Origin of the sequence: Paenibacillus taihuensis, from assembly GCF_003386535.1 — a bacterium.
Classification (GTDB): Bacteria; Bacillota; Bacilli; order Paenibacillales; family Paenibacillaceae; genus Paenibacillus_Z; species Paenibacillus_Z taihuensis.
In genome coordinates this window covers 168164-189796 of sequence record NZ_QTTN01000008.1, presented here as the reverse complement: position 1 = coordinate 189796, position 21633 = coordinate 168164, and the positions used below count along the sequence as shown (strand labels likewise).

General features: G+C 51.8%; 17 protein-coding genes and 1 other annotated feature. Of the genes, 12 read left to right on the top strand and 5 right to left on the bottom strand.

Annotated features, from left to right (window positions below; translation table 11 throughout):
- Positions 1 to 41: 41 nt before the first annotated feature.
- Both A8990_RS09470 and ptsP read left to right on the top strand, forming a co-directional pair.
- On the top strand, positions 42 to 1925 hold the full coding sequence (locus A8990_RS09470) for a glucose PTS transporter subunit IIA (RefSeq protein WP_116188768.1): 1884 nt from the start codon (positions 42 to 44) through the stop codon (positions 1923 to 1925).
- Positions 1922 to 3715: a phosphoenolpyruvate--protein phosphotransferase gene (gene ptsP, locus A8990_RS09465; protein WP_116188767.1), complete on the top strand. Its 1794-nt coding sequence runs from the start codon at positions 1922 to 1924 to the stop codon at positions 3713 to 3715. Before A8990_RS09470 ends, ptsP begins: the two co-directional genes overlap by 4 nt.
- Before the next feature lie 56 nt (positions 3716 to 3771).
- Here ptsP and A8990_RS09460 read toward each other — a convergent pair whose 3' ends face one another.
- A complete protein-coding gene (locus A8990_RS09460) occupies positions 3772 to 4296 on the bottom strand; it encodes a type 1 glutamine amidotransferase domain-containing protein (protein ID WP_116188766.1) in 525 nt (174 codons plus the stop codon).
- 223 nt (positions 4297 to 4519) lie between these two features.
- On the opposite strand from A8990_RS09460, the gene A8990_RS09455 reads away from it, so the two are divergent.
- The 4 genes from A8990_RS09455 (at position 4520) to A8990_RS09440 (ending at position 7106) form a co-directional block, all read left to right on the top strand.
- Positions 4520 to 4945 carry a hypothetical protein gene (locus tag A8990_RS09455; RefSeq protein WP_116188765.1) on the top strand — a complete coding sequence of 142 codons (426 nt, stop codon included), beginning with the start codon at positions 4520 to 4522 and terminating at the stop codon, positions 4943 to 4945.
- A gap of 18 nt (positions 4946 to 4963) precedes the next feature.
- Positions 4964 to 5320, top strand: a complete 357-nt coding sequence (ytxJ, locus tag A8990_RS09450) for a bacillithiol system redox-active protein YtxJ (protein WP_116188764.1) — start codon at positions 4964 to 4966, stop codon at positions 5318 to 5320.
- Positions 5321 to 5390: 70 nt separating this feature from the next.
- Positions 5391 to 6395 carry a catabolite control protein A gene (ccpA, locus tag A8990_RS09445; protein WP_116188763.1) on the top strand — a complete coding sequence of 335 codons (1005 nt, stop codon included), beginning with the start codon at positions 5391 to 5393 and terminating at the stop codon, positions 6393 to 6395.
- A gap of 6 nt (positions 6396 to 6401) precedes the next feature.
- Entirely contained in the window at positions 6402 to 7106 is a 705-nt protein-coding gene (locus tag A8990_RS09440) for a 5'-methylthioadenosine/adenosylhomocysteine nucleosidase (protein ID WP_116188762.1), read from the top strand.
- A gap of 72 nt (positions 7107 to 7178) precedes the next feature.
- On the opposite strand, the gene A8990_RS09435 is transcribed toward A8990_RS09440, so the two are convergent.
- Both A8990_RS09435 and A8990_RS09430 read right to left on the bottom strand, forming a co-directional pair.
- On the bottom strand, positions 7179 to 8357 hold the full coding sequence (locus A8990_RS09435; protein ID WP_116188761.1) for an acetoin utilization protein AcuC: 1179 nt from the start codon (positions 8355 to 8357) through the stop codon (positions 7179 to 7181).
- A 41-nt stretch (positions 8358 to 8398) separates the two neighbouring features.
- The gene (locus A8990_RS09430; protein WP_116188760.1) at positions 8399 to 9031 is read right to left on the bottom strand and encodes a GNAT family N-acetyltransferase; all 633 of its coding nucleotides are present in this window, start codon (positions 9029 to 9031) and stop codon (positions 8399 to 8401) included.
- A 182-nt stretch (positions 9032 to 9213) separates the two neighbouring features.
- Here A8990_RS09430 and acsA point away from each other — a divergent pair, with 182 nt between their 5' ends.
- Complete coding sequence (gene acsA, locus A8990_RS09425) at positions 9214 to 10938, top strand: acetate--CoA ligase (RefSeq protein WP_116188759.1); 1725 nt, start codon at positions 9214 to 9216, stop codon at positions 10936 to 10938.
- A gap of 76 nt (positions 10939 to 11014) precedes the next feature.
- Here the strand turns inward: acsA and A8990_RS09420 are convergent, their stop codons facing one another.
- Positions 11015 to 14170, bottom strand: a complete 3156-nt coding sequence (locus A8990_RS09420) for a transglycosylase domain-containing protein (protein WP_116188758.1) — start codon at positions 14168 to 14170, stop codon at positions 11015 to 11017.
- A 187-nt stretch (positions 14171 to 14357) separates the two neighbouring features.
- Positions 14358 to 14651 (top strand) — a binding site (T-box leader).
- A 46-nt stretch (positions 14652 to 14697) separates the two neighbouring features.
- On the opposite strand from A8990_RS09420, the gene tyrS reads away from it, so the two are divergent.
- The 4 genes from tyrS to A8990_RS09400 all read left to right on the top strand — a co-directional run bounded on the left by tyrS (position 14698) and on the right by A8990_RS09400 (position 18683).
- On the top strand, positions 14698 to 15954 hold the full coding sequence (tyrS, locus tag A8990_RS09415) for a tyrosine--tRNA ligase (RefSeq protein WP_116188757.1): 1257 nt from the start codon (positions 14698 to 14700) through the stop codon (positions 15952 to 15954).
- 148 nt (positions 15955 to 16102) lie between these two features.
- Entirely contained in the window at positions 16103 to 16648 is a 546-nt protein-coding gene (locus A8990_RS09410; RefSeq protein WP_245995916.1) for an NfeD family protein, read from the top strand.
- Between the two features lie 25 nt (positions 16649 to 16673).
- A complete protein-coding gene (locus A8990_RS09405; RefSeq protein WP_116188756.1) occupies positions 16674 to 18230 on the top strand; it encodes a flotillin lipid rafts scaffold protein FloT in 1557 nt (518 codons plus the stop codon).
- Positions 18231 to 18317: 87 nt separating this feature from the next.
- On the top strand, positions 18318 to 18683 hold the full coding sequence (locus A8990_RS09400; RefSeq protein WP_116188755.1) for a hypothetical protein: 366 nt from the start codon (positions 18318 to 18320) through the stop codon (positions 18681 to 18683).
- A gap of 51 nt (positions 18684 to 18734) precedes the next feature.
- Here A8990_RS09400 and rpsD read toward each other — a convergent pair whose 3' ends face one another.
- On the bottom strand, positions 18735 to 19334 hold the full coding sequence (rpsD, locus tag A8990_RS09395; RefSeq protein WP_116188754.1) for a 30S ribosomal protein S4: 600 nt from the start codon (positions 19332 to 19334) through the stop codon (positions 18735 to 18737).
- 352 nt (positions 19335 to 19686) lie between these two features.
- On the opposite strand from rpsD, the gene A8990_RS09390 reads away from it, so the two are divergent.
- A complete protein-coding gene (locus A8990_RS09390) occupies positions 19687 to 21540 on the top strand; it encodes a sensor domain-containing diguanylate cyclase (protein WP_116188753.1) in 1854 nt (617 codons plus the stop codon).
- Positions 21541 to 21633 lie beyond the last annotated feature (93 nt).

Genomic DNA, 21633 nt, shown 5'->3' with positions numbered 1-21633 from the left:
CAAGAGTATAAAACTTCGCAATGAAACTAAGGAGGCAGCTTATGAACATAATGGGTCACCTGCAGCAGCTTGGCCGATCATTGATGCTGCCGACGATCGTGCTGCCCGGCGCCGCTATTTTCCTTAGCCTTAGCGCGCTGCCATGGGCATCGATAGGATTGCCCGATATGCAGACCCATCTGCAAATAGCAGGCCACGCGCTGTTCGCGTACTTGCCGTATTTGTTTGCATTTGGCATCGCGATGGGCATGACCAGTAACGCGCTAACCGCAGGCCTCGCCGCAATAGCAGGCATGTTTATTTATACAAGCGTCATTAACGCGAGCCACTATGAGCTCGAACCAACGGTGCTGACCGGCGTACTTATCGGGATTGTCACCAGTATATTTAATGAACGGTTTAAGTCGATCAAGTTCCCGGAATATATACAATTTTTCGGCGGGCCGAGGTTTATCCCGCTTGCGGTAAGCGTGTTCTCCACGCTGCTGGCAATCGTGATGGTCCAGATCGCGCCATACATACATAACGGTCTGATGGAGCTGGGCGACGTCATCGAATCAGGCGGAGGCTTCGGCGTCTTCCTGTTCGGCTTCGTATTGCGTATCCTCGTTGTTTTCGGTTTGCACCATCTCGTCAGCCATGTATTCTGGTTCCAAGTTGGAGGTTATACGTCTGGAGATGGCTCAGTCGTGTTCGGCGATTTGCCTCGGTTCTTCGCAGGAGATCCGACAGCGGGCGGCTATATGGCAGGCTTGTACCCGACGATGATGTTCGCGCTGCCTGCGATTGCATTTGCCATTATTCATGAGGCACGTGAAGACTTGAAGCCGAAGATCCGCAAGACGTTTATGATCGCCGCGTTGTCTTCTTTTCTTACTGGCGTGACCGAACCGATCGAATTTGCGTTTCTATTTGTAGCGCCTTATCTGTTCGTTATCCATGCGCTTCTCTCCGGTGCGATGATGTGGGTTACCTACGAGCTAGGCATCCGGCATGGCTTCTCGTTCTCGGCAGGAGCGATCGATTTCTTAATTAATGAGCATCTCGCTACCCGAGGCTGGCTGCTTATCCCGATCGGCCTCTTATTCGGACTGCTCTATTATGTAATGTTCCGATGGGCGATCCATCGGTTCCAAATTCCGACGCCAGGCCGCGAGGAAGGCTCGCCGCTCGATGAATGGGCAGGCGATATTCCATATCGCGCGCCGCTTATCCTGCAAGCAATTGGCGGCAAAGAGAACATCGTGCAGATGGAAGCTTGTATTACGAGGCTTCGTCTGAAGGTGTCCAGCGACAAGCTCATTGACATTAATGCGCTTCGCCACCTGGGCGCGGCTGGCGTTATCCGGCTGGGCGGCGGCAACGTTCAGATCGTTTTCGGCACCTATTCCGAGCTCATACGGGAGGAAATGGACAAGGCGATCCGAAGAGATATATCTAGGGTACTATTCAGCGCGCCGATGCAGGGTCGAATGATGCCGATCTCGGAAGTGCCTGACCCGATCTTCTCCGGCAAGCTCGTCGGTGACGGCGTAGCTTTCATGCCGGATAAGGGAGAGCTCGTATCCCCGGTAACGGGCAAAATCATTCATATTTACCCGACCAAGCATGCGATCGGCATTCGGACGGCCGAAGGGCTTGAAGTACTGCTGCACATTGGTATCGATACATCGCAGCTGAAGGGGCAGGGCTTTGAAGCGGTCGTGCAGGAAGGCGATCAGGTGAAGCCGGGCCAGCTGCTCATTACGTTTGATATGCAGAAAGTCCGCAAAGGAAGCAAGTCGCTTGCGACTCCTATGGTTATTACCAATTCGGATCTTGTCAGCTCCTGGAGCTTCGCCCCGTTCAAAGGGGTTAAGAAGGGTCAAGCTTCCGTCATGTCAGTCGTTCTAAAAGAGAGAAGCGGTGGAGGGGAAACAGCGTGATTCAAGGAATTGGGGCATCACCAGGCATCGCAATCGGAAAGGCGTTCGTTCTGCCGAATTGGGAATGGGATCTACCGGAGCAAAAGATCGACGTAGGCGACTTGGCCCGTGAATTTGAACGTTTATATGAAGGCATTCGCACCTCCAAGGTCGAAATCGAGCATTTGAAGGATGAGCTGCGCGAGGTTGTCGGCCCGGAGGAAAGCAGTATCTTTGACGCGCATATTGCCATTCTGGATGATCCCGTCTTCATGAATGAAATTCAAGGCATTATCCAGCGGCAATATAAGGCGGCAGAGGTGGCGGTAAAAGAAGCAATTGATCACTTCGTCACCATGTTCGACCTGCTTGATGATGAATATATGAAGGAACGCGCGCTGGATATCAAGGACGTTGGCAACCGGCTGCTCAAGCATCTGCTGGGAGCGCCGGAAATTACGCTGCCCTCGGATACGCAGCCGTTCATCCTTATTGCGAAGGAATTGTCTCCATCACAGCTCGCGCATTTGAATCCGAATCACGTGCTCGGCATCGCAACGCTGGCTGGAAGCACGACTTCGCATTCGTCAATCATGGCGAGAGCGCTCGGCGTTCCGCTCGTGGTCGGCATTGAGTCGAAGCTGGAAGAGCCGATTCAGACAGGCGATATGCTCGTTATTGACGGCGAGCTCGGCATCGTCATCATGGAACCGGAGCAGCAAGTCGTGGAGCAGTATACCGCGAAGCAGCATCTCCACCAGGAGAAGAAGCAGCAGCTGCGCGGCATCGTCGGCTTGAAGCCAGTGACGAAGGACGGCAAGGAGCTGGAGCTCAGCGCGAACATTAGCTCGCTGAAGGAGCTGGAGGTCGCGCTGGCGAGCGGTACGAGCGGCGTCGGCCTGTTCCGCACCGAGTTTCTCTATATGGACCGCAGCAGGCTTCCGAGGGAAGACGAGCAGTATGAGGTCTATCGCGGCGCTGCCGAGAAGCTCGATAATAAGCCGCTGATTATTCGTACGCTCGATATCGGCGGAGATAAACAACTGGATTACTTCGAGCTGCCGGAGGAAGAGAATCCGTTCCTAGGCTACCGGGCGATCCGAATCTGCCTCGATAAGACATCCTTGTTCAAAACGCAGCTTCGAGCGATATTGCGAGCGAGCTATTATGGGAATGTGAAAATCATGTATCCGCTGATTTCATCGGTGGAAGAGGTTCGTACGGCGAACAATCTGCTCGAGCAGTGCAAGCAGGAGCTGCGCGAGGAAGGGATCGGCTTCTCGGAGAAGATCGAAGTCGGCATTATGATCGAGCTTCCAGCAGCCGTCGTTATCGCGGATATGCTGGCGGATGAAGTGGACTTCTTCAGCATCGGCACGAACGATCTCATTCAGTTCACGCTCGCAGTAGACCGGATGAACGAGCAAATCTCGTATATGTATGAGCCATTCCACCCTGCCGTATTGCGGATGCTGAAGCTGACGATCGAAGCGGCCAAGCGCGCAGGCATTCACATCGGCGTCTGCGGCGAAATGGCCGGCGATCTGAAGGCGCTCCCGATCTGGCTGGCGCTTGACGTTGACGAGCTGAGCATGTCGGCGCAAGCGATTTTGCCGGTGAAGGAGAAGCTGCTCACGCTAACGCAGAAAGCAAGCCTAGATCTGTTCGAGCAAATTATGGCGTGCAGAACAAGCAAGCAAGTTCACGAAATTCTGTCACCGATGGCTGTTCGGATTGAAAGCGAAAGCAAGAAGGAAGCACCGGCTATTGAAAAACAACAACAGCAGCAAGCTGAGAAAATGACGAAATAAAAGAAGGCGGCACTCCTTGAAACAAGTTTCAAGGGTGCCGCCTTTTATCATGCATCTTATCCGTTCTTCAGCGCATCCACGAACGCCTTCGCATATGGCGGAAGGTCCGGCGGACGACGTGCCGAGATAATATGTCCGTCCACAACAACCGGCTCATCGATCCAAGTCGCACCTGCGTTCTCCATATCGTCGCGAATGCCCGGTGTCGAAGTGACTTTGCGGCCTTGCAGGATTTTAGCCGAGATCAGTACCCAGCCCGCGTGGCAGATTTGGCCGATCGGCTTGCCTGCCTCATCCATTTCCTTCACAAGCTGCAGAACCTTCGGATAACGGCGAAGCTTGTCCGGCGCCCAACCGCCCGGAACGAGCAGGCCGTCGATTTGGCTGCCGTCAACATCGTCGAAGCTAAGATCAGCTGTAGCGGGAACGCCGTATTTTCCAATATGAGTCCGGTTCTTCTCCGGTCCTGCGTATAATACTGTAGCGCCTTCCTCGCGAACGCGGTACACCGGATACCACAGCTCCAAATCCTCGAATTCATCATCCAGCAAGCATATGACTGTTTTTCCTTGTAAGGACACTCTCTTCTCCTCCTTCATCTATGTACGAAGCTCGTCCCTATTGTACCCTCCCGTGCTTTCATGAAGCAAACAACAATGGTTGTAACATCCGAATGATGCAAAAATTACAACTCGCCGCAAAGCAGGACTTTTTTTGCAATAGGTCGAATATCTTAATCGTCGAGAAACGCCTTTCTGATTTCGCTTAGGTGTTCTGCTTATTTAGGAGAAGGAGTGGACGATTTTGCTAAAACGCTGTTCTTGCGGCGACGAAATGCCAATGAAGCTGCGTACTGTTATATATTCGAATAAAGTGGAAATCGATAATGTGCCGATTTTCTCATGTCGTTCCTGCAACCGCAGCGAAGTGTTCCCGGAAGTGAAGCCAGACCTCACAGGTTTAATTGGCCAACTAGGCGCTCATCCTGTGAAGCAGACGTTCCTGTTTAACGAATGGAACGAATGGGCAAATTTGTTGGTAGAGGCTTACCATGATAAGAAAGTGTCCGATCCGGTCATCATGCGGCGCATGACGGAAGAGCGCATCGATATGCTGCTTGATTTGTTCCAGATTGCACAAGCTGCAGGCGATACAGAGTGGACAGCAGATATACATAAGCGGCTAGCCCAGCTAAGCCGGAGTCTGCTTCAATATGGTAGTCGTAGATGAAGGGAGCGGGTCAAGCGCATGGAGCTGCCCTCACCAATATCCACAATCGAGCAGTGGGAAGCGGCTTATTCGGCTGCTGCCACAGAACCGCTATTAATATTTAAACATAGCACACAGTGCTCCATCAGCAGCGGCGCTCATGAAGAGCTGTCGAACTGGCTGGAGGATGCGACGAAGCTTAGTTTCAAGGTGATTATGGTGCTCGTGCCGGAAAGTCGGCCGGTATCGAATGCGATTTCAGAGCAGCTCGGCATGAAGCACGAGTCGCCTCAGCTTCTTTTTGTACAGAATGGCAGCGTGTCATGGCATGCTTCACACTGGCGGATTACCTACTCATCATTAGACGAGCATCTCGGGACACATTGCGAAAAGTAATATTTTGTCGTATCATTACGGTAAAGTAGTGCGGCGCGAGAACAAATTTGAGTTAATGGAGAGAAGGACCGTGACAGTAACCATTTATGATGTAGCAAGAGAAGCGGGCGTATCGATGGCGACTGTTTCCCGGGTTGTGAATAACAATCCAAACGTTAAGCCACAGACACGCAAGAAAGTATTTGAAGCCATCGAACGACTTGGCTACCGTCCTAACGCAGTAGCGCGTGGACTTGCAAGCAAGAAGACTACGACAGTTGGTGTCGTTATTCCAGATATTTCGAACGCGATCTTCGCAGAAGTTGCACGCGGTATCGAAGACATTGCTAACATGTATCATTACAATATCATTCTTTGTAATGCCGATAAGAAGAAAGATAAAGAGATTCGCGTCATCAACACGTTGCTCGAGAAGCAAGTGGACGGACTCTTGTTCATGGGCGGCGCTGTTACGGAAGAGCATCTGCAAGCGTTCAGAACGGCGAATGTGCCGATCGTGCTTTGCGCGACGACAGATGAGCAGGGAACGATTCCTTCGGTTGATATCGATCACGAAGGCGCAGCTTTCGATGCGGTACAAGCTCTTATTCGGAGCGGCCACACACGCATTGCAATGATCTGCGGAACGCTGCAGGATCCAGCGAACGGCTATGCGCGTTTCCAAGGCTACAAGCGTGCGCTTGAAGCGGCAGGCTTGCCTTACGATGAGTCGCTCGTTCGTATCGGTAACTACCGGTATGAATCCGGCGTAGATGCGATGAAGTATTTCCTTGATCTGAGCGAGCGTCCGACAGCTGTATTCTCCGCAACGGACGAGATGGCGATTGGCGCGATTCACTGCATCCAGGATGCAGGTCTTAAAGTGCCGGACAACATCTCGGTTATTAGCGTAGACAACAGCCGTATGGCGTCCATGGTGCGTCCGCAGCTGACTGCCGTGGCACAGCCGATGTACGATATCGGTGCGGTATCGATGCGTCTGCTCACGAAGCTTATGAAGAAGGAAGCGGTTGACAACGCACGCGTTATCCTGCCGCATGAAATTGTGAACCGTCAGTCGGTAGGGAGCAAATAAGCGAAAATGACAACATCGTATCACAAGATTGGCATTATCGGTGCCATGGTCGAAGAAATTGAACTGCTTCACAAGCATGTCGAGAAGACAAGCTCTTTCGTGAAAGCGGGTATTGAATATGTAGAAGGCACGCTGCATGGTCGTCAAGTTGTGTTCTGCAAATCCGGCGTTGGAAAGGTCAATGCCGCTGTATGCACGCAGCTTCTGATCAATGCCGGTGTTGATTGTGTATTGTTTACAGGGGTAGCGGGCGCGGTAGATCCGAAGTTCAACATCGGAGATATCGTCGTGTCGACGACTTGCTTGCAGCATGATATGGACGTAACAGCACTTGGCTTCGCTCGGGGTCAAATCCCGTTCCAGGATGTTTGGGAATTCGTGGCGGCACCGGATTTGGTGGAGCTGGCAGCGAATGCAGCAGAGAAGCTGTTCCCAGGCCGCTGTGCGAAGGGGAAAGTGCTTTCCGGCGACCAATTCGTATCCTCGCGCGGGACCGTTAAAGCTCTTCACGATGAGCTTAGCGGTGCTTGTACGGAGATGGAAGGCGCTGCGCTTGCGCAAGTGTGCGTCATGAACGAGGTTCCGTTCGTCGTCATCCGTTCGATGTCGGATAAGGCAGACGGCTCCGCACATGTAAACTTCGCGGAATTTACGGTACAAGCTTCCGTGAACTCGCATCAAATTATCGATGAAATGATTCAGCATATGTAACAACAATAAGGCAGCTTCCCATCTTTCACTCCATGCCGGAGCGGATGGGAAGCTGCCTTTTTTGCGTTTCGCCTATAGCTGCTGGATGGCGAGTGCGGTGATCTCCCGGTTGCGCTTTTCAATTTCGCTTCTGCGGGGAATCGGCTGCCACTGCTGTACATCATCGAGCCAATGAGACGGCAATGGAGCAGGGCTTGCTGCGGACCAGCTGTCCAGCCATGCTTGGGGCAGCGGCTCGTTGCCTGTCTGCTCTTGCAGCTGTGCGGCAATCGGATGATCGGTCATCTCAAGCCAGACGAGCGCCCAGGCGCGAGGAACGACGCGCCAGATGTCATAGCCTCCGCCGCCAACGGCGATCCAGCGTCCTTCGGTGTATCGGTGAGCAAGCTGATGAATAAGAGCGGGCATCGCTTGATAAATGCGCATACTGCAATGAATGTGCGAGAGCGGATCATAGGCATGTGCATCACAGCCGTGCTGGCTGACGATGACATCCGGTTTGAATACTTCGATAACCTTCTCAATCGACGAGACGAAGCTCTCCAGCCAAGATTCATCTTCTGTGTATGGTTCGACGGGCACGTTGATCGTTGTCCCGTAGCCAGCGTCAATTCCACGCTCGGCGACGAAGCCGGTGCCTGGGAATAAATATTTGCCCGTCTCGTGGATGGAGTATGTACACACGTCAGGATCAGCATAGAACGTCCATTGTACGCCGTCGCCATGATGCACGTCAGTATCAATATAGAGGACGCGCGCGCCGTACTGCTTCTGAATGTGAGCGATCGCGATCGCGGCATCATTATACACACAGAAGCCAGCACCGCGGTCGGGAAAAGCATGATGGAGTCCGCCAGCCATATGATAGGCGTGTTTAGCTTGTCCGCTCATCACGAGATCTGCCGCGAGCACCGAGCCGCCAACGATCGCGGCGGTAGCTTCATGCATACCAGGGAAGTACGGGGTATCCTCCGTATTCAATCCATAATGTGAAGCGCGCTTGATGGCTTCTTCATCAGGCTTGTCTGAACTCAAGCTGCGCACGGCATCAATATAATCAGCGCGATGTACCAGCTTCAGCAGCTCGACATCGGCGGGCGAAGGCTGTCTGCACGATGAATCCGTGAGCGCGCCTGCTGCTTGAAGGAGACTGTGCGTGAGCGTTAAACGCATCGGGTCGAAAGGATGGTCCTTATTAAACTTGTACCGGCTTGCATCTTGATGATGGATATATACGGCGTTGTCCGTCATAATGCGTCTTTCGCTTCCTTTCTACATCTGCTGCGCCTTGCCTAATACATAAACCGTTGTCTAAAGCGGACGCGGTCGAATTGTTCGATGGAGCTGAGCGGTACTTCACGCCCGATTCGAACCATCAGGCAGTTCGCCGGATGCGCGCAAATTTCAGGGTCGTCGGTCGCTACCCACTCCATACCGACGGACTTCATCAGCCGCTCCATCATAGCGCGGTATTCCCATACGTTGAGGCCGGTTCCTTCCAGGTCCCAGTGCCAATAATACTCGGTTGTGTACACAATGACATTTTCAAGCTGATCGTAGTCAAATGCGTTCTGAATCATTTTCTTGCCAAGGCCAAGCGAGCGATAATCATCTGCAACCTCAACGGCACCAAGTTCAACTAGATCCGCCATGCCGCCTTCAGACCAGGTCTCCAGCTCATCGGGATAGTGAAAGGTGACATAGCCCACGATGACCTCACCGTCTCTTGCCGCAATAATGCGGCCTTCCGGCAGTTCTGCAATCTCGATGAGCGCTTTGTGCTGCTCGGCAGGTCTACGAAATGCATCGAGCTGCGGGTGAAGGGTAAGCTCTTTCAGCACTTCTGCGGGGAGCGGACCTTCGATGATGATATTGCTTTCTCCGTTCGGGACAATCTGCTGATGAATCCTTTTGCGATGTTCCAACAGTTGATGGCTCCTTTCCCGTTCTAAACTACTTATAGCAAAAAAAACAACTGCTGAAAAGAATGGTTCAACTTAAGCAAGCTATGATATAATATGAAAGCGTATTCCTAGTTACGAGCGTCATTACGGGGGCTGCTCCCGCTAGAATCGGTTGTTGTATATTGGGTAGGAGGATGATGGAAATGTCAAACATGCATCAAGAACGGATTCCGGCAACGGCAACTGGCTCCAACATGACAAGCTATGAAGAAACCTATAGTAATTTTAGTTTTGATCAGCTTGAACAGCAATTCTCCTGGCACGAAACGGGCAAAGTCAATATGGCCTATGAAGCGATCGACCGCCACGTGGCAGAAGGCCGAGGCGACAAAGTTGCCCTCTACTATAGCGATAGCAGCAGGGACGAGTCTTATACGTATCAGGAACTATCCAAACAATCGAACCGTTTCGCGAATGTGCTTCGCGGACTCGGAATCGGGAAGGGCGAGCGCGTCTTCATCTTCATGCCGCGTACGCCAGAGCTGTATTTCAGCTTGCTGGGCTCGCTCAAAGTCGGCGCCATCGTTGGTCCGCTCTTCGAAGCGTTCATGGAGACAGCGGTTCGTGACCGTTTGCTGGACAGCGGCGCAACTGCGATCATTACGACGCCGGCACTTCTCTCGCGAATTCCGCGCAGCGAGCTTCCTGAGCTGAGGCATGTTATCGTATTCGGTGACAATGTAGAAGCGGGCGAAGGTATCGTTGATTTCAAAGCAGAGATGACTAATGCCTCGGATGAAGCGGAAATTGAATGGCTGGGCCGCGAAGACGGCTTGCTGATTCACTACACCTCCGGATCAACAGGGAAGCCGAAGGGTATTTTGCATGTTCAAAATGCAATGATTCAACATTATTTCACAGGCCGAGTCGTGCTCGATCTGCAGCCTGACGATATTTATTGGTGTACAGCCGATCCAGGCTGGGTTACAGGCACGTCGTACGGCATCTTCGCACCATGGCTTAACGGTGCGACGAATGTCATCCGCGGCGGCCGTTTCAGCCCGCAGGATTGGTATTCTACAATTGCACGCTACGGTGTAACGGTATGGTACAGTGCGCCAACAGCATTCCGCATGCTGATGGGCGCTGGCGACGACGTCGTGAAGCAGTTCGACCTCTCGAGCCTTCGTCACGTGCTCAGCGTCGGCGAGCCGCTGAACCCAGAGGTTGTACGTTGGGGTCTTAAAGTGTACAACCAGCGCATTCACGATACATGGTGGATGACGGAGACCGGCGCACAGCTCATCTGTAACTATCCGAGCATGGATGTTAAACCAGGCTCGATGGGGAAGCCGATTCCAGGCGTGAAAGCAGCGATTATCGATGACAGCGGCAACGAGCTGCCGCCATACCGCATGGGTAACCTGGCGATTCAGACGCCTTGGCCATCGATGATGCGCAAAGTATGGAATAATCCGGCGAAGTATGAAGAGTACTTCCGCATTCCGGGCTGGTATATCTCCGGCGACTCCGCTTACCGCGATGAGGACGGCTACTTCTGGTTCCAGGGCCGGATCGATGACGTTATTAACACGGCGGGCGAGCGCGTAGGTCCGTTTGAGGTTGAGAGCAAGCTTGTAGAGCATCCAGCTGTCGCTGAGGCGGGCGTTATCGGTAAGCCTGACCCAATGCGCGGTGAGATCATTAAAGCGTTTGTAGCGCTTCGTGAGGGCTTCACGCCATCCGAGGAGCTCAAGGCGGATATTGCGAAGTTCGTGAAGGAAGGACTCTCTGCGCACGCTGCACCGCGTGAGATCGAGTTCAAGGATAAGCTTCCGAAGACGCGCAGTGGTAAGATTATGCGCCGTGTGCTCAAGGCATGGGAGCTGAACTTGCCGACAGGCGATTTGTCGACTATAGAAGACTAATCAGCGTAGGTTATTAAGAACAGAAGAGGGCTGCATCTCAACGATGCAGCCCTCTTTCTGTTCTTAAACCATTCTTTTATTGTACACCTGCCGTCGCAGAGGCGGCGGACTCGCCAGCCTCATTGACTGCAGTGACGCGGAAGAATCCGCTCGTCATCGGTGATACATACTCGAACCTGGATTCATTCGTCGATCCGATCTTCTTGAATCTGCCGTTCTCCGTTGTGCTGTAATACACATCATACTCGGTCACTTGCTCAGAGGTTGCGTTATCTGGCCAAGTTAGCTTGACGCCGATATCGGTACGTTCGATCTGAACATTTATTGGCGCAGATGGGGCAGTAAGACCTGCTCCGTTCGATGAACCTTGGCTTCCGCCGGAGTTCGAGCCACCGCCATCGCTAGGGAGCACGATACCTGTATCGTCACCCAAATCTTGAGCGTTTGATCCGGTACCTCCTGACGTATCCGAACCGATCACTACAGGAGGAGGTCCGTTGCCGTTTGTAACAGCCAAGCTTGGCGCTGATTCTTTGCCTGCGACGTCAACCGCTGTTACATAGTAGCTGTATGCGCCAGCCCCAACATAATTGACGAATCTTGTTTCTTCGCCAGAGAGAACAGGCTTGTTCGTATTCACGAAAGGACCGTCATTGGCTTTGCGGTACAACCGGTATCCGACAACATCCTTCTGCGGGGAAGCTGCGAATGAGATCCGGTAAGCACTTGATCCTTCAACCGGCGTAATCCGAATATTAGTTGGCGCCGAAGGAGCTGCACCATCATCTACACGAGGATCGGTGATGGAAGGCGCGCTTTGCGACGCATCCTGCGGCAGATAGACGGACATCGGTCTGCGGCTGTCCTCAGGCAGTTTCTCTTGCGCGGCTTGGATCTCCTGCATGAGTACATCGAGCGGCTTCTCGCGTTTCACGAGCGTCATCTCTTTGACCATGTCAGTCGGAGTCGTTGGCTGCGGAATGTAGTTGACGCCATTCCATGGGATGACAGCCATCTTCACGAGCGCATCATCCGTTTCCTTCGGCAAGAACTTGCTGTTGAACCAGTCTGTGACGAGCTTGCCGTTCGCACGAGTCAGCTCTGTCGGCAGCTTGCCGCTTACGCTGGATACCGTCGACTTCACAATGCCCGAAGGCATCGAGAACTGCTTGGTCGGGAACAACTCAGGCCGCTCATCCGTCACTTCATTCATAATTTTCGACCAGATCTGTTTGGCGTGGTTGCGGCCATCCTTGGATAGCGTGTAGATTTGCTTCTCATAACCGACCCATACACCAAGCGTGATGTCAGGGGTGAAGCCCATGAACCAAACATCGCCATAGCTCTGTGTCGAACCCGTTTTGCCGACAACCGGGATTTTGCCGTATTTCTTGAATAACGTCGTAATCATATGACCTGAACCGTTTGGTTCCGAAATAACCGTTCTGAGCATATCCGTCATCAAGAATGCAGTCTGATCGGAGAAGACTCGAAGCGGCTTCTTCTCGTGCTCGTACACGACTTCGCCGTTCGCGTCTGTAATTCGACTAATCATATATGCGTCATTGAAAACACCGTTATCCGCAATAGCGCCGTATGCATTCGTCATCTCTTCAACCGATACGCCGACGCTAAGTCCGCCGATTACACCGGTCTGCGCATAGTCGTCTTCCGGCTTAATCGTCGTAATACCGAGCTTCTTCGCGAACTTCCATGCTTCCGGAATCGTAACGACATTGTTGAAGATCTTAAGCGCAGGCAAGTTCAACGAGCGATTGAGCGCTTCACGGGCAGTGACAAGGCCGTAGAACTTCTTCGTCACGTTCATCGGAATGTGATAACCCTTCTGGCCATCCTTGAGCACGATCGGCGCATCGTCTATGACGCTGCCTGGTTGAATAAGTCCGGACTCAATCGCAGGCAAGTACGCAGCGATCGGCTTCATCGTCGAACCCGGCTGACGCGTCATCTGCGTCGCATGGTTCATTTGCTCGGTGTAGAAGTCGCGTCCTTCGAGCATGCCGAGAATCGCGCCTGACTTATGGTCGAGCATGATTGCAGCCGTTTGTTCCATCCCTTTGGTCTTGCTGTCCGGATCGAAGTTGGACGGATCAGAGCCGACTTTATGCATCGAGTTGTAGATTCGTTTGTCAATCGTCGTGTAGATGTGATATCCGCCGCGAAGCAGGTGTTCACGAGCTTCTTCAACGAGCGGCGCGTTCTCTTTCTTACGTACGTCCGCAATGGTCAGGTTCGGGTTTTCTTGCATGAGCAAGATCTCGGCAGCCTGGCGCTCGGACTCCAGCATCAGATAAGGGAATGTCGAGTACGCTTTCTCTGTCGGCTTCGCGAGAGAGGCGCGGATATCGAAATTCAATGCTTCTTGATACTGTTCGTTGCTGATGCGTCCTGTTTGAAGCATGCGCATGAGAACGATATGTTGACGATCTACGGCCAGCTTGAAGCCTGATTCATTGAACTTCCCTTTGCTCGTGAAAGCCGTATAAGCGGAAGGGCGTTGCGGCAAGCCTGCCAGATAAGCAGACTGGGCAATATTCAGCTGGGTCAAATCCGTAATGTTAAAAATACCTTTGGCAGCAGCTTTGATTCCGTACAAGTTGTAACCGCTGTTACCTGTACCGAATTGTACTTTGTTCAGATAAGCAGTCAGTATCTCATCCTTGGTCATAAACCGCTCGAGACGAAGCGCGAGGAAAATCTCTTTGACCTTACGGCTGTCGGTCTTGTCCAGCGTCAGGAACACTTGCCGAGCGAGCTGCTGGGTCAGCGTACTGCCGCCGGTCTGCGTATCTTCATTTAACACTTTCTGCTTCACTGCGCGTGCGAGTCCGTTGAAATCGACGCCGATATGCTTATAGAAGTTGTTATCTTCTGTAGCAAGCACGGCATTGATGACTTGCGGCGGAATATCGCTCCGCTTGATGAGCCGCCGGTCTTCTTCTGTTCGAAGTTGGCCGACAGGCGTTACTCCATCATTGAAGTAAACGAATCCAGTGATGGCGTTCTCATTTATTTTATTCTCGATATCAGTGCGGGGACGTACAGGCTCGTCCTTGACGAAGGAAGCGACATATCCAGCGACGGTTGCTCCGGCAAACAACCCGATTAATAAACCGAAGATGAATAACCATTTCAAGGTGATGAGCGTCACGATTCCAAAAGTCCGCCATTTGCTGTATCCTTTTGACTTCTGCTCACGTTCTTGTTCCATATAATGATAAGCCTCCTCTGATTAACATCGCTATTATAGCATATATCGCCAACCTTATTGCACTTCGGGGAGACTATTTTGTCTAAGAATTCACTAATTTGGCAAGAAAATGGCCGCTAGGATCGGGATCCCATTGACTTTTGTAAACAGCGTATGGTATAAGAAGAACAGTCAAAAAAGTTCATATTCCAACGTGTTGACAGGCTTCAGTAGAGCTGCAGATGGAACGTTTCAGAGAGCCGGTGGATGGTGCAAACCGGTACGCGCTGCAGACTTGAATTACCGCCTCGAGCTGATCGGACGAACGACGTACAACGATAACTTGTGCCGTGCCAGTAGTCTGTTTCCGGATAGAATCCGTTATGAAATGAAGTGAGAGCCGCCTTATTGATGAAGGCTCGTGCCGATACAGTTGTATCTGGTGCGCAGTTGGCGACTCTAACGAGGGTGGTACCGCGAGCAAATCCTTCTCGTCCCTTGAGGACAGAAGGATTTTTCTATTTTCTAGGGCAGGAGTGGACGGTAAAATGGTTAAATGGGAAGAGCTTACAGCTGCGCAGCAGCAAGAAGTAGAACGCCAAATGGATGTCATCCGCCGCGGCGTTGTGGAGATTGTGCCTGAGGATGAATTGATGGCAAAGGTTGCCAACTCGGTTGTAACAGGCAAGCCTCTTAAGGTGAAGCTTGGTCTTGATCCGTCTGCACCGGACATTCACATCGGACATACGGTCGTCCTTCACAAGCTGAGACAGTTCCAACAGCTGGGACACTCGGTACAGCTCATTATCGGTAATTTCACAGGTCGGATCGGCGACCCGACTGGCAAATCCGAGACGCGTAAACAGCTGAGCGAAGAAGATGTTAAGCGCAATGCGGAGACATACAAAAAGCAAATTTACAAGCTGCTTGATCCGGAAAAGACGACGGTTTACTATAACTCGGAGTGGCTGGGACCGATGAATTTTGCAGATGTCGTTACGCTTTCGGCCAAAGTAACGGTAGCACGTATGCTGGAGCGCGATGATTTCACGAAGCGTTACACGACTGGCCAACCGATCAGTATCCATGAGTTCTTCTACCCGCTTATGCAAGGCTACGATTCGGTAGCGCTGGAGAGCGATGTGGAGCTTGGCGGTACAGACCAGAAGTTCAACCTGCTCATGGGCCGTACGCTGCAGAAGGAATATGGCAAAGCGACGCAAGCGGCGATTATGACTCCACTCATCGAAGGCCTGGACGGCGCGAACAAGATGAGTAAGAGTCTCGGCAACTACATCGGTATCGACGAAGAGCCGAACCAAATTTACGGCAAGTCGATGTCCATTCCGGATGAGTTGATGCTCAAGTACTACGAGCTTGCGACAGATATGAGCAATGAAGAGCTGGCTGCGCTGCGCAGCGGTCTTGCAGACGGCACGAAGCATCCTCGTGATGCCAAAATGGCGCTTGCCCGCACATTCGTACGGATGTACCATGGCGAAGATGAAGCAGCAGCAGCGGAGCAGCATTTTATCACGGTGTTCCAGAAACGCGCGCTTCCAGACGATATTGCGGAAGCAGTTCTATCCGCAGCCGATCTGGATAACGGCTCGATCTTGATCACGAAGCTGCTCACGACGCTTGGCATGCAAGCTTCCGTGAGTGAGGCGAAACGGAGCGTGCAGCAGGGCGCTGTTCGGATTAACGAAGAGAAGATTGATGATCCGGCATCCGTGGTTACACCGGCTGACGGCGATATCATTCAAGTCGGCAAGCGTAAATTTGCGAAGCTCGTGCTTCAATAATGTGAAGAAAAGCTTACTGTGCAGAGTTCTGCATTGGTAAGCTTTTTTTGCTATCGCCGAAGAGTCGTACGTGGGGGCGAAACTTCTTCACATATGTAGCGTAATACATAGCGTGCGCATGAATGCTAATAATTGGATTTCATGAGAATTGAAGGGAGGAAGGACGCTGGAAGGCGTATTTATTGGCTGTTTGGTTGGCGGCGTTTTGTTTGCGCTCGTTAGCGTCGTACTCGGTGATTGGCTGAGCGCTTCCCTGGACGGGATGCTCGATTTCTTATCCTTTGATGGCTACCCGGTGCTGCAGCCGACGGCGATTGTGAGCGGGATCACTGTTTTCGGCGGCGCGGGACTTCTGCTATCGCATCACACTTCGCTCGGCAGCTTGCTCATCATTTTCACAGCAATCGTTATTGGGCTTGCCGCAGCTGTCGCTATGTTCTTCTTCTATGTAAGGCCGATGGCTCGAAGCGAGAATTCAACCAGCTATTCGATGAAGGAATTGACCGGCGCAATTGGCGAAGTAAGCGTTACGATCCCGGGGAAAGGCTACGGCGAAGTGTTGATTAAAGTCGGCGCGGGACTGACGAATCACATTGCCTCAAGCGTTGACGGCGACCAAATCCCCGCAGGGGAACGAATCGTGGTCGTTAACGTTGAAGGACACACGCTGCATGTATCCAAGCTAGAGCTGTAACTACTGACAAGAGAGGGGTTTTCATGTGTTTCCAGATTACCTAGTAATTCCAGCCATTGTAGTAGGTGTGCTGATCGTACTCGGCCTCGCTTTCTGGGCGAGATACCGTACTGTTGGGCCAGACAAAGCAATGATCGTTACCGGCTCTTTCCTAGGCAGTAGAAATGCGACTGTAGATGAGACAGGTCGCAAAATCAAAATCGTAAGAGGCGGCGGCGCTTTCATCCTGCCTGTGTTCCAGAAGTCCGACTTCTTGTCTCTGCTCTCGCACAAGCTGGATGTGACAACGCCTGAAGTATACACGGAGCAAGGTGTTCCAGTCATCTGCGATGGCGTAGCGATCATCAAGATCGGCGGTGCGGTTGAGGACGTTGCAACTGCAGCAGAGCAGTTCCTTGGTAAGCCGACGGAATCGCTCAAAGGCGAAGCGCAGGAAGTGCTGGAAGGCCATCTGCGTGCGATTCTCGGCTCTATGACGGTTGAGGAAGTGTACCGTAACCGGGATAAATTCGCGCAAGAAGTGCAAGGCGTCGCCGCACGCGACTTGAAGAAGATGGGACTGCAAATCGTTTCGTTCACGATTAAGGATTTGCGCGACAAGCACGGATACTTGGATGCGCTTGGTAAGCCGCGTATTGCAGCGGTAAAGCGTGACGCCGATATCGCGGAAGCAGAAGCGGTTCGGGATTCGCGGATTCAGAAGGCAAGAGCGGAGGAAGAAGGGCTCAAGGCCGAGCTGCTTCGTGATACGAACATTGCAGAAGCCTCCAAGGAGAAGGAGCTGAAGGTGGCGTCCTTCAAGAAGGATCAGGATTCGGCGAAAGCGGAAGCCGACCAGGCGTATGCGATTCAAGAGGCGCGTGCGAAGCAGCAGGTTGTCGAAGAGCAGATGCAAGTTGAACTTGTGCGGAAAGAGCGTGAGATCGATCTTGAGGGCAAAGAGATTCTCCGCCGCGAGAAACAGTACGACGCGGAAGTGAAGAAGAAGGCGGACGCAGACCGCTATGCGGTTGAGCAGGCGGCGGAAGCCGACAAAGCGAAGCGCATGCGCGAGGCGGATGCAGCGCAGTACAAGATCGAGGCAGAAGCGAAGGCGAATGCGGAGCAGAAACGCCTCGAAGGTCTCGCAATCGCGGATGCGGAGCGGGCGAAAGGTACGGCAGAGGCCGACGTTATCCGGCTGCGCGGTCTCGCGGAAGCGGAAGCGAAGGAGAAGCTCGCGAGAGCGTTCGAGCTGTTCGGCGAGGCGGCTGTACTCGACATCGTCGTGAAGATGCTGCCGGAGCTTGCCGGTAAAGTGGCAGAACCGATCAGCGCAATTGATAAGCTGACCGTTGTCGATACCGGTCATGGCGAAGGTGCCGCTCGTATAAGCAACTATGTGACGTCGCTGATGGCGACAGCGCCAGAGATGCTGAAGAGCGTGTCGGGTATTGATTTGAACGCGTTCGTGCGAGGGTTGACCTCGAAGTCGGCCGCGGGAACAGCTGCCGTTGCAGCGGCTGCAGCAATGCTGCCAGAGAGCATGCTTTCTAATGCAGCACCTGCAGCGAATGCCGCTAAGCCTGATCAAACGAGCTAAAAGCAGTGTAACGTTTCACCAAATGATCCGAAGCAGAAGCTTCGGATCATTTTTTTGCCCGATTTGCCATTTCGACGAAAGCTGCGAATGCAGTTATACTGCGAGGCTAATCCGCTCGTAGCAGAGGATTGTGGCAAAATTGCTATTATGCGCGGTCCGATTATGTATTGCGTGGAAGCCGAGGATAATGCGGATCTTCATATTTTTGATATGACGGTTGTACGTAATCCGCAGTATGAGCAGAAGCTTGGCGATATAAATGGCATGCCGATGATGTTCGTACAAGGAGAGGCAGCGGTGCGATCGACTGACGGTTGGGCGGATGACCTGTATCGTTCTGGCAGTTCAAAATTCACGAAGGTTAGTTTCACCGCGATTCCTTACTTTGCTTGGGCAAACCGGGAAGCAGGGGATATGTCGGTGTGGCTGAAGAAAGAGATCGTGATCCCATAGGATGGAACAAAAAAAGCGATCCGGAGCATAAGCTCTGGATCGCTTGATTTATTAACGGCTGTAGAACTCGACGATTTGTTTCTCGTCGATCTCTTGTGGAAGCTCAGCGCGCTCTGGAAGACGAACGTACTTACCTTCAACAGCTGCATCGTTGAACTCAAGGTAGTTTGGCAGGAAGTTGCGGCCAGCCAAAGCTTCTTTGATCGATTTCAAAGCGCGGCTGCGCTCACGAAGACCGATTACATCGCCGATTGCTACTGTGTAAGAAGCGATGTCGACTTTCTTGCCGTTTACTGTAACGTGACCGTGGGATACCAATTGACGAGCACCTGCACGGGAGTTTGCGAAACCAAGACGGTATACCAGGTTGTCCAAACGGCTCTCAAGAAGGGCCATGAAGTTTTCACCGGCAATACCTTTCATGTTGGAAGCTTTGTCGTACAGGTTACGGAATTGCTTTTCGTTCATTCCGTACATGTGACGAAGTTTTTGCTTCTCTTGCAATTGAATACCGTAACCGCTCATTTTCTTGCGTTGGCCAGGACCGTGTTGGCCTGGAGGGAATGCACGCTTCAATTCTTTGCCTGTACCGCTAAGGGAAATGCCGAGGCGACGGCTAAGTTTAAATTTAGGGCCTGTATATCTTGACATGTGTCGTAAAACTCCTTCTTCAAATGGGATGTTTGAAATGGGTGTTTCGCCGAGTGCTGTCGATGCTTCACTTCGTAAACAGTGAAGTCCTAATGTGCATGTTCAGCCGCAGGCACAATAGCGACAGTCTCTTGAGGGTGACACAAAACCGTTCCCATGTACTCAACTATAAATATTATATAAATTCAGTGATTAAAGTCAAGCGATTTGTGTTATTAAATTGCAGGACATTTTATCACTGGCTAATTAGGTAAACAGACCTATTAATCTATTTGTGGCAATAGTGCAATTACTCTATTTATCAGGTATAGTAATAGAATGGTCATGACTGACAACAAAGAGGTGGCTGCTGATGTCAACAATCAGTAACTCACAGTGGAAGAACGCATTCAATAACGAGACGAGCAGCACAAAGCAGCATGATCGAATGCCCTTTCAGGGAGATTTACATGAGCGGGACGAGTATGAAGTAATGGAGTTGCTGAAAGATAGCTTTGAGCAATGGCTGCATGATGCGCAGCAGACGCGTTCACCGCTCCTCCAATATAGTTTGGAGTTGTGCAAGGCAGACGGCCAGCAGATCATGCAAGCGGGACAAGCAAATTTGGCACCGTCACATACGTTTATTGAAGTTCCAATCACGAAGCGTACAGACGATAGTCAAGTGCTCGGCTTGCTGCGATTCAAGAAGCAGGATATGAACGACGAAATCATTGCGCTTGTTCATGCTGCCGCACTTCTAATGAAACAAATCTTCTATTACCGGTATGATATGGAGCAAGCTTCACAGCTGCTTGAGGAGCATCAGAAACGCGAAATCGAAGTGAGCAGCCGCGATACTTTGTTTCTAATCGCGAAGCGGCTTCATGATCAGAATGACGTTTCCAGCGTACTTCAAGTGCTTCTGGAAGACTTTGCACAGCTATATCCGCATACGGAATTTCAGTTATATCTATCCCAGGACCATGTGAGCGTGGATCCAAGAGTAAAGCCGCTTTTTCTGCGGCACGCGATGGAGGATCTGAATGCGAAGGCATTTTTGACCGGCCAGCCGAGTTTGCGCGAGGACGAACAGGGTGGGATTCAGCTAGCGATACCGATGAGCGGCAAGCAAGCCGTATACGGTGTCCTAAGCATCACGGTTCAGCGTGAACTGTGGGACGAGTCTGAGCTGCACGCATTGATTATGCTTGCAGATACAGCGGGCTCCGCATTCGAGAATGCGAAGCTGTTCGAGCAATCGAATATACTCATTGGCGAGCTGCAGCTCATTAATGAGTTGGCTAAGCGGCTCAATCGATCGCTTCGGCTAAGTGAAGTGTTTGATTTTGCTGTCAGTGAGCTGCTGGCGATATTCAAAGCAGAGTACTGTAATATTTTGCAGCTGAATAATGACGGGAAGTTTCAAATCGTGGCGAGCAACGTGCCGACCGAAGCGAATGAGTCGTATTCGACGCGCTACGGTTTTTGCGGAATGGTGTACAGTACGAAGGAGCCGCTTATTATTGCCGACTACTCGTCGACACGTATCGTGGACTCGAAGTTGATGGACACCACAGGCTCGCGGTCATTAATTGCTGCACCATTGATGGCGGGTCTAGACGTTGTTGGCGTCATACTCGTCTCGCACCCAAATCCGAATTATTTCTCGTACGAGAATTATAAGCTGCTGCAAGTGCTGTCGACCCATATTGGCCTTGCGATCTCCAATGCTTCCTTGCACGCGGAGGTTCGCCGAATGGTCATCACGGACAACTTGACTGGCTTGCATGCACGGCATTATTTGAATGAGAACATCCAGACGAGACAGCGCAAAGACCGCTGCGGCTCGCTCGTGCTTGTCGATATTGATCACTTTAAGAAAGTGAACGATACGTACGGCCATTTGCTTGGCGACAGCATCCTGGTGACGGTGAGCGACGTAATTAGAACCTGTATTCGTGAGAGCGATATAGCAGCAAGATGGGGCGGTGAAGAGCTTGCCATCTACTTGCCGAAGATTCGCACCGCGCAGGCTTATCGCATTGCAGAGCGAATCCGCAGCATGGTGGAGCTTCACACGAATCCGGTCGTCACTGTTTCCTGCGGCATATCGGAATGGACGTTCGAGGACGAGAAAATTAGCGTAGAATCCCTTTTCAACAAAGCGGATATGGCTTTATATGAAGCGAAGAAGAAGGGGCGCAACTGCATCGTCATTGGATAACAATCGTGAACAGAGAACGGGAGCACTTCAGGTGCTTTCGTTTTTTTGTTGTGTCTTTTTGTATGAATTTCTAACATGCTACAGACGCTACAT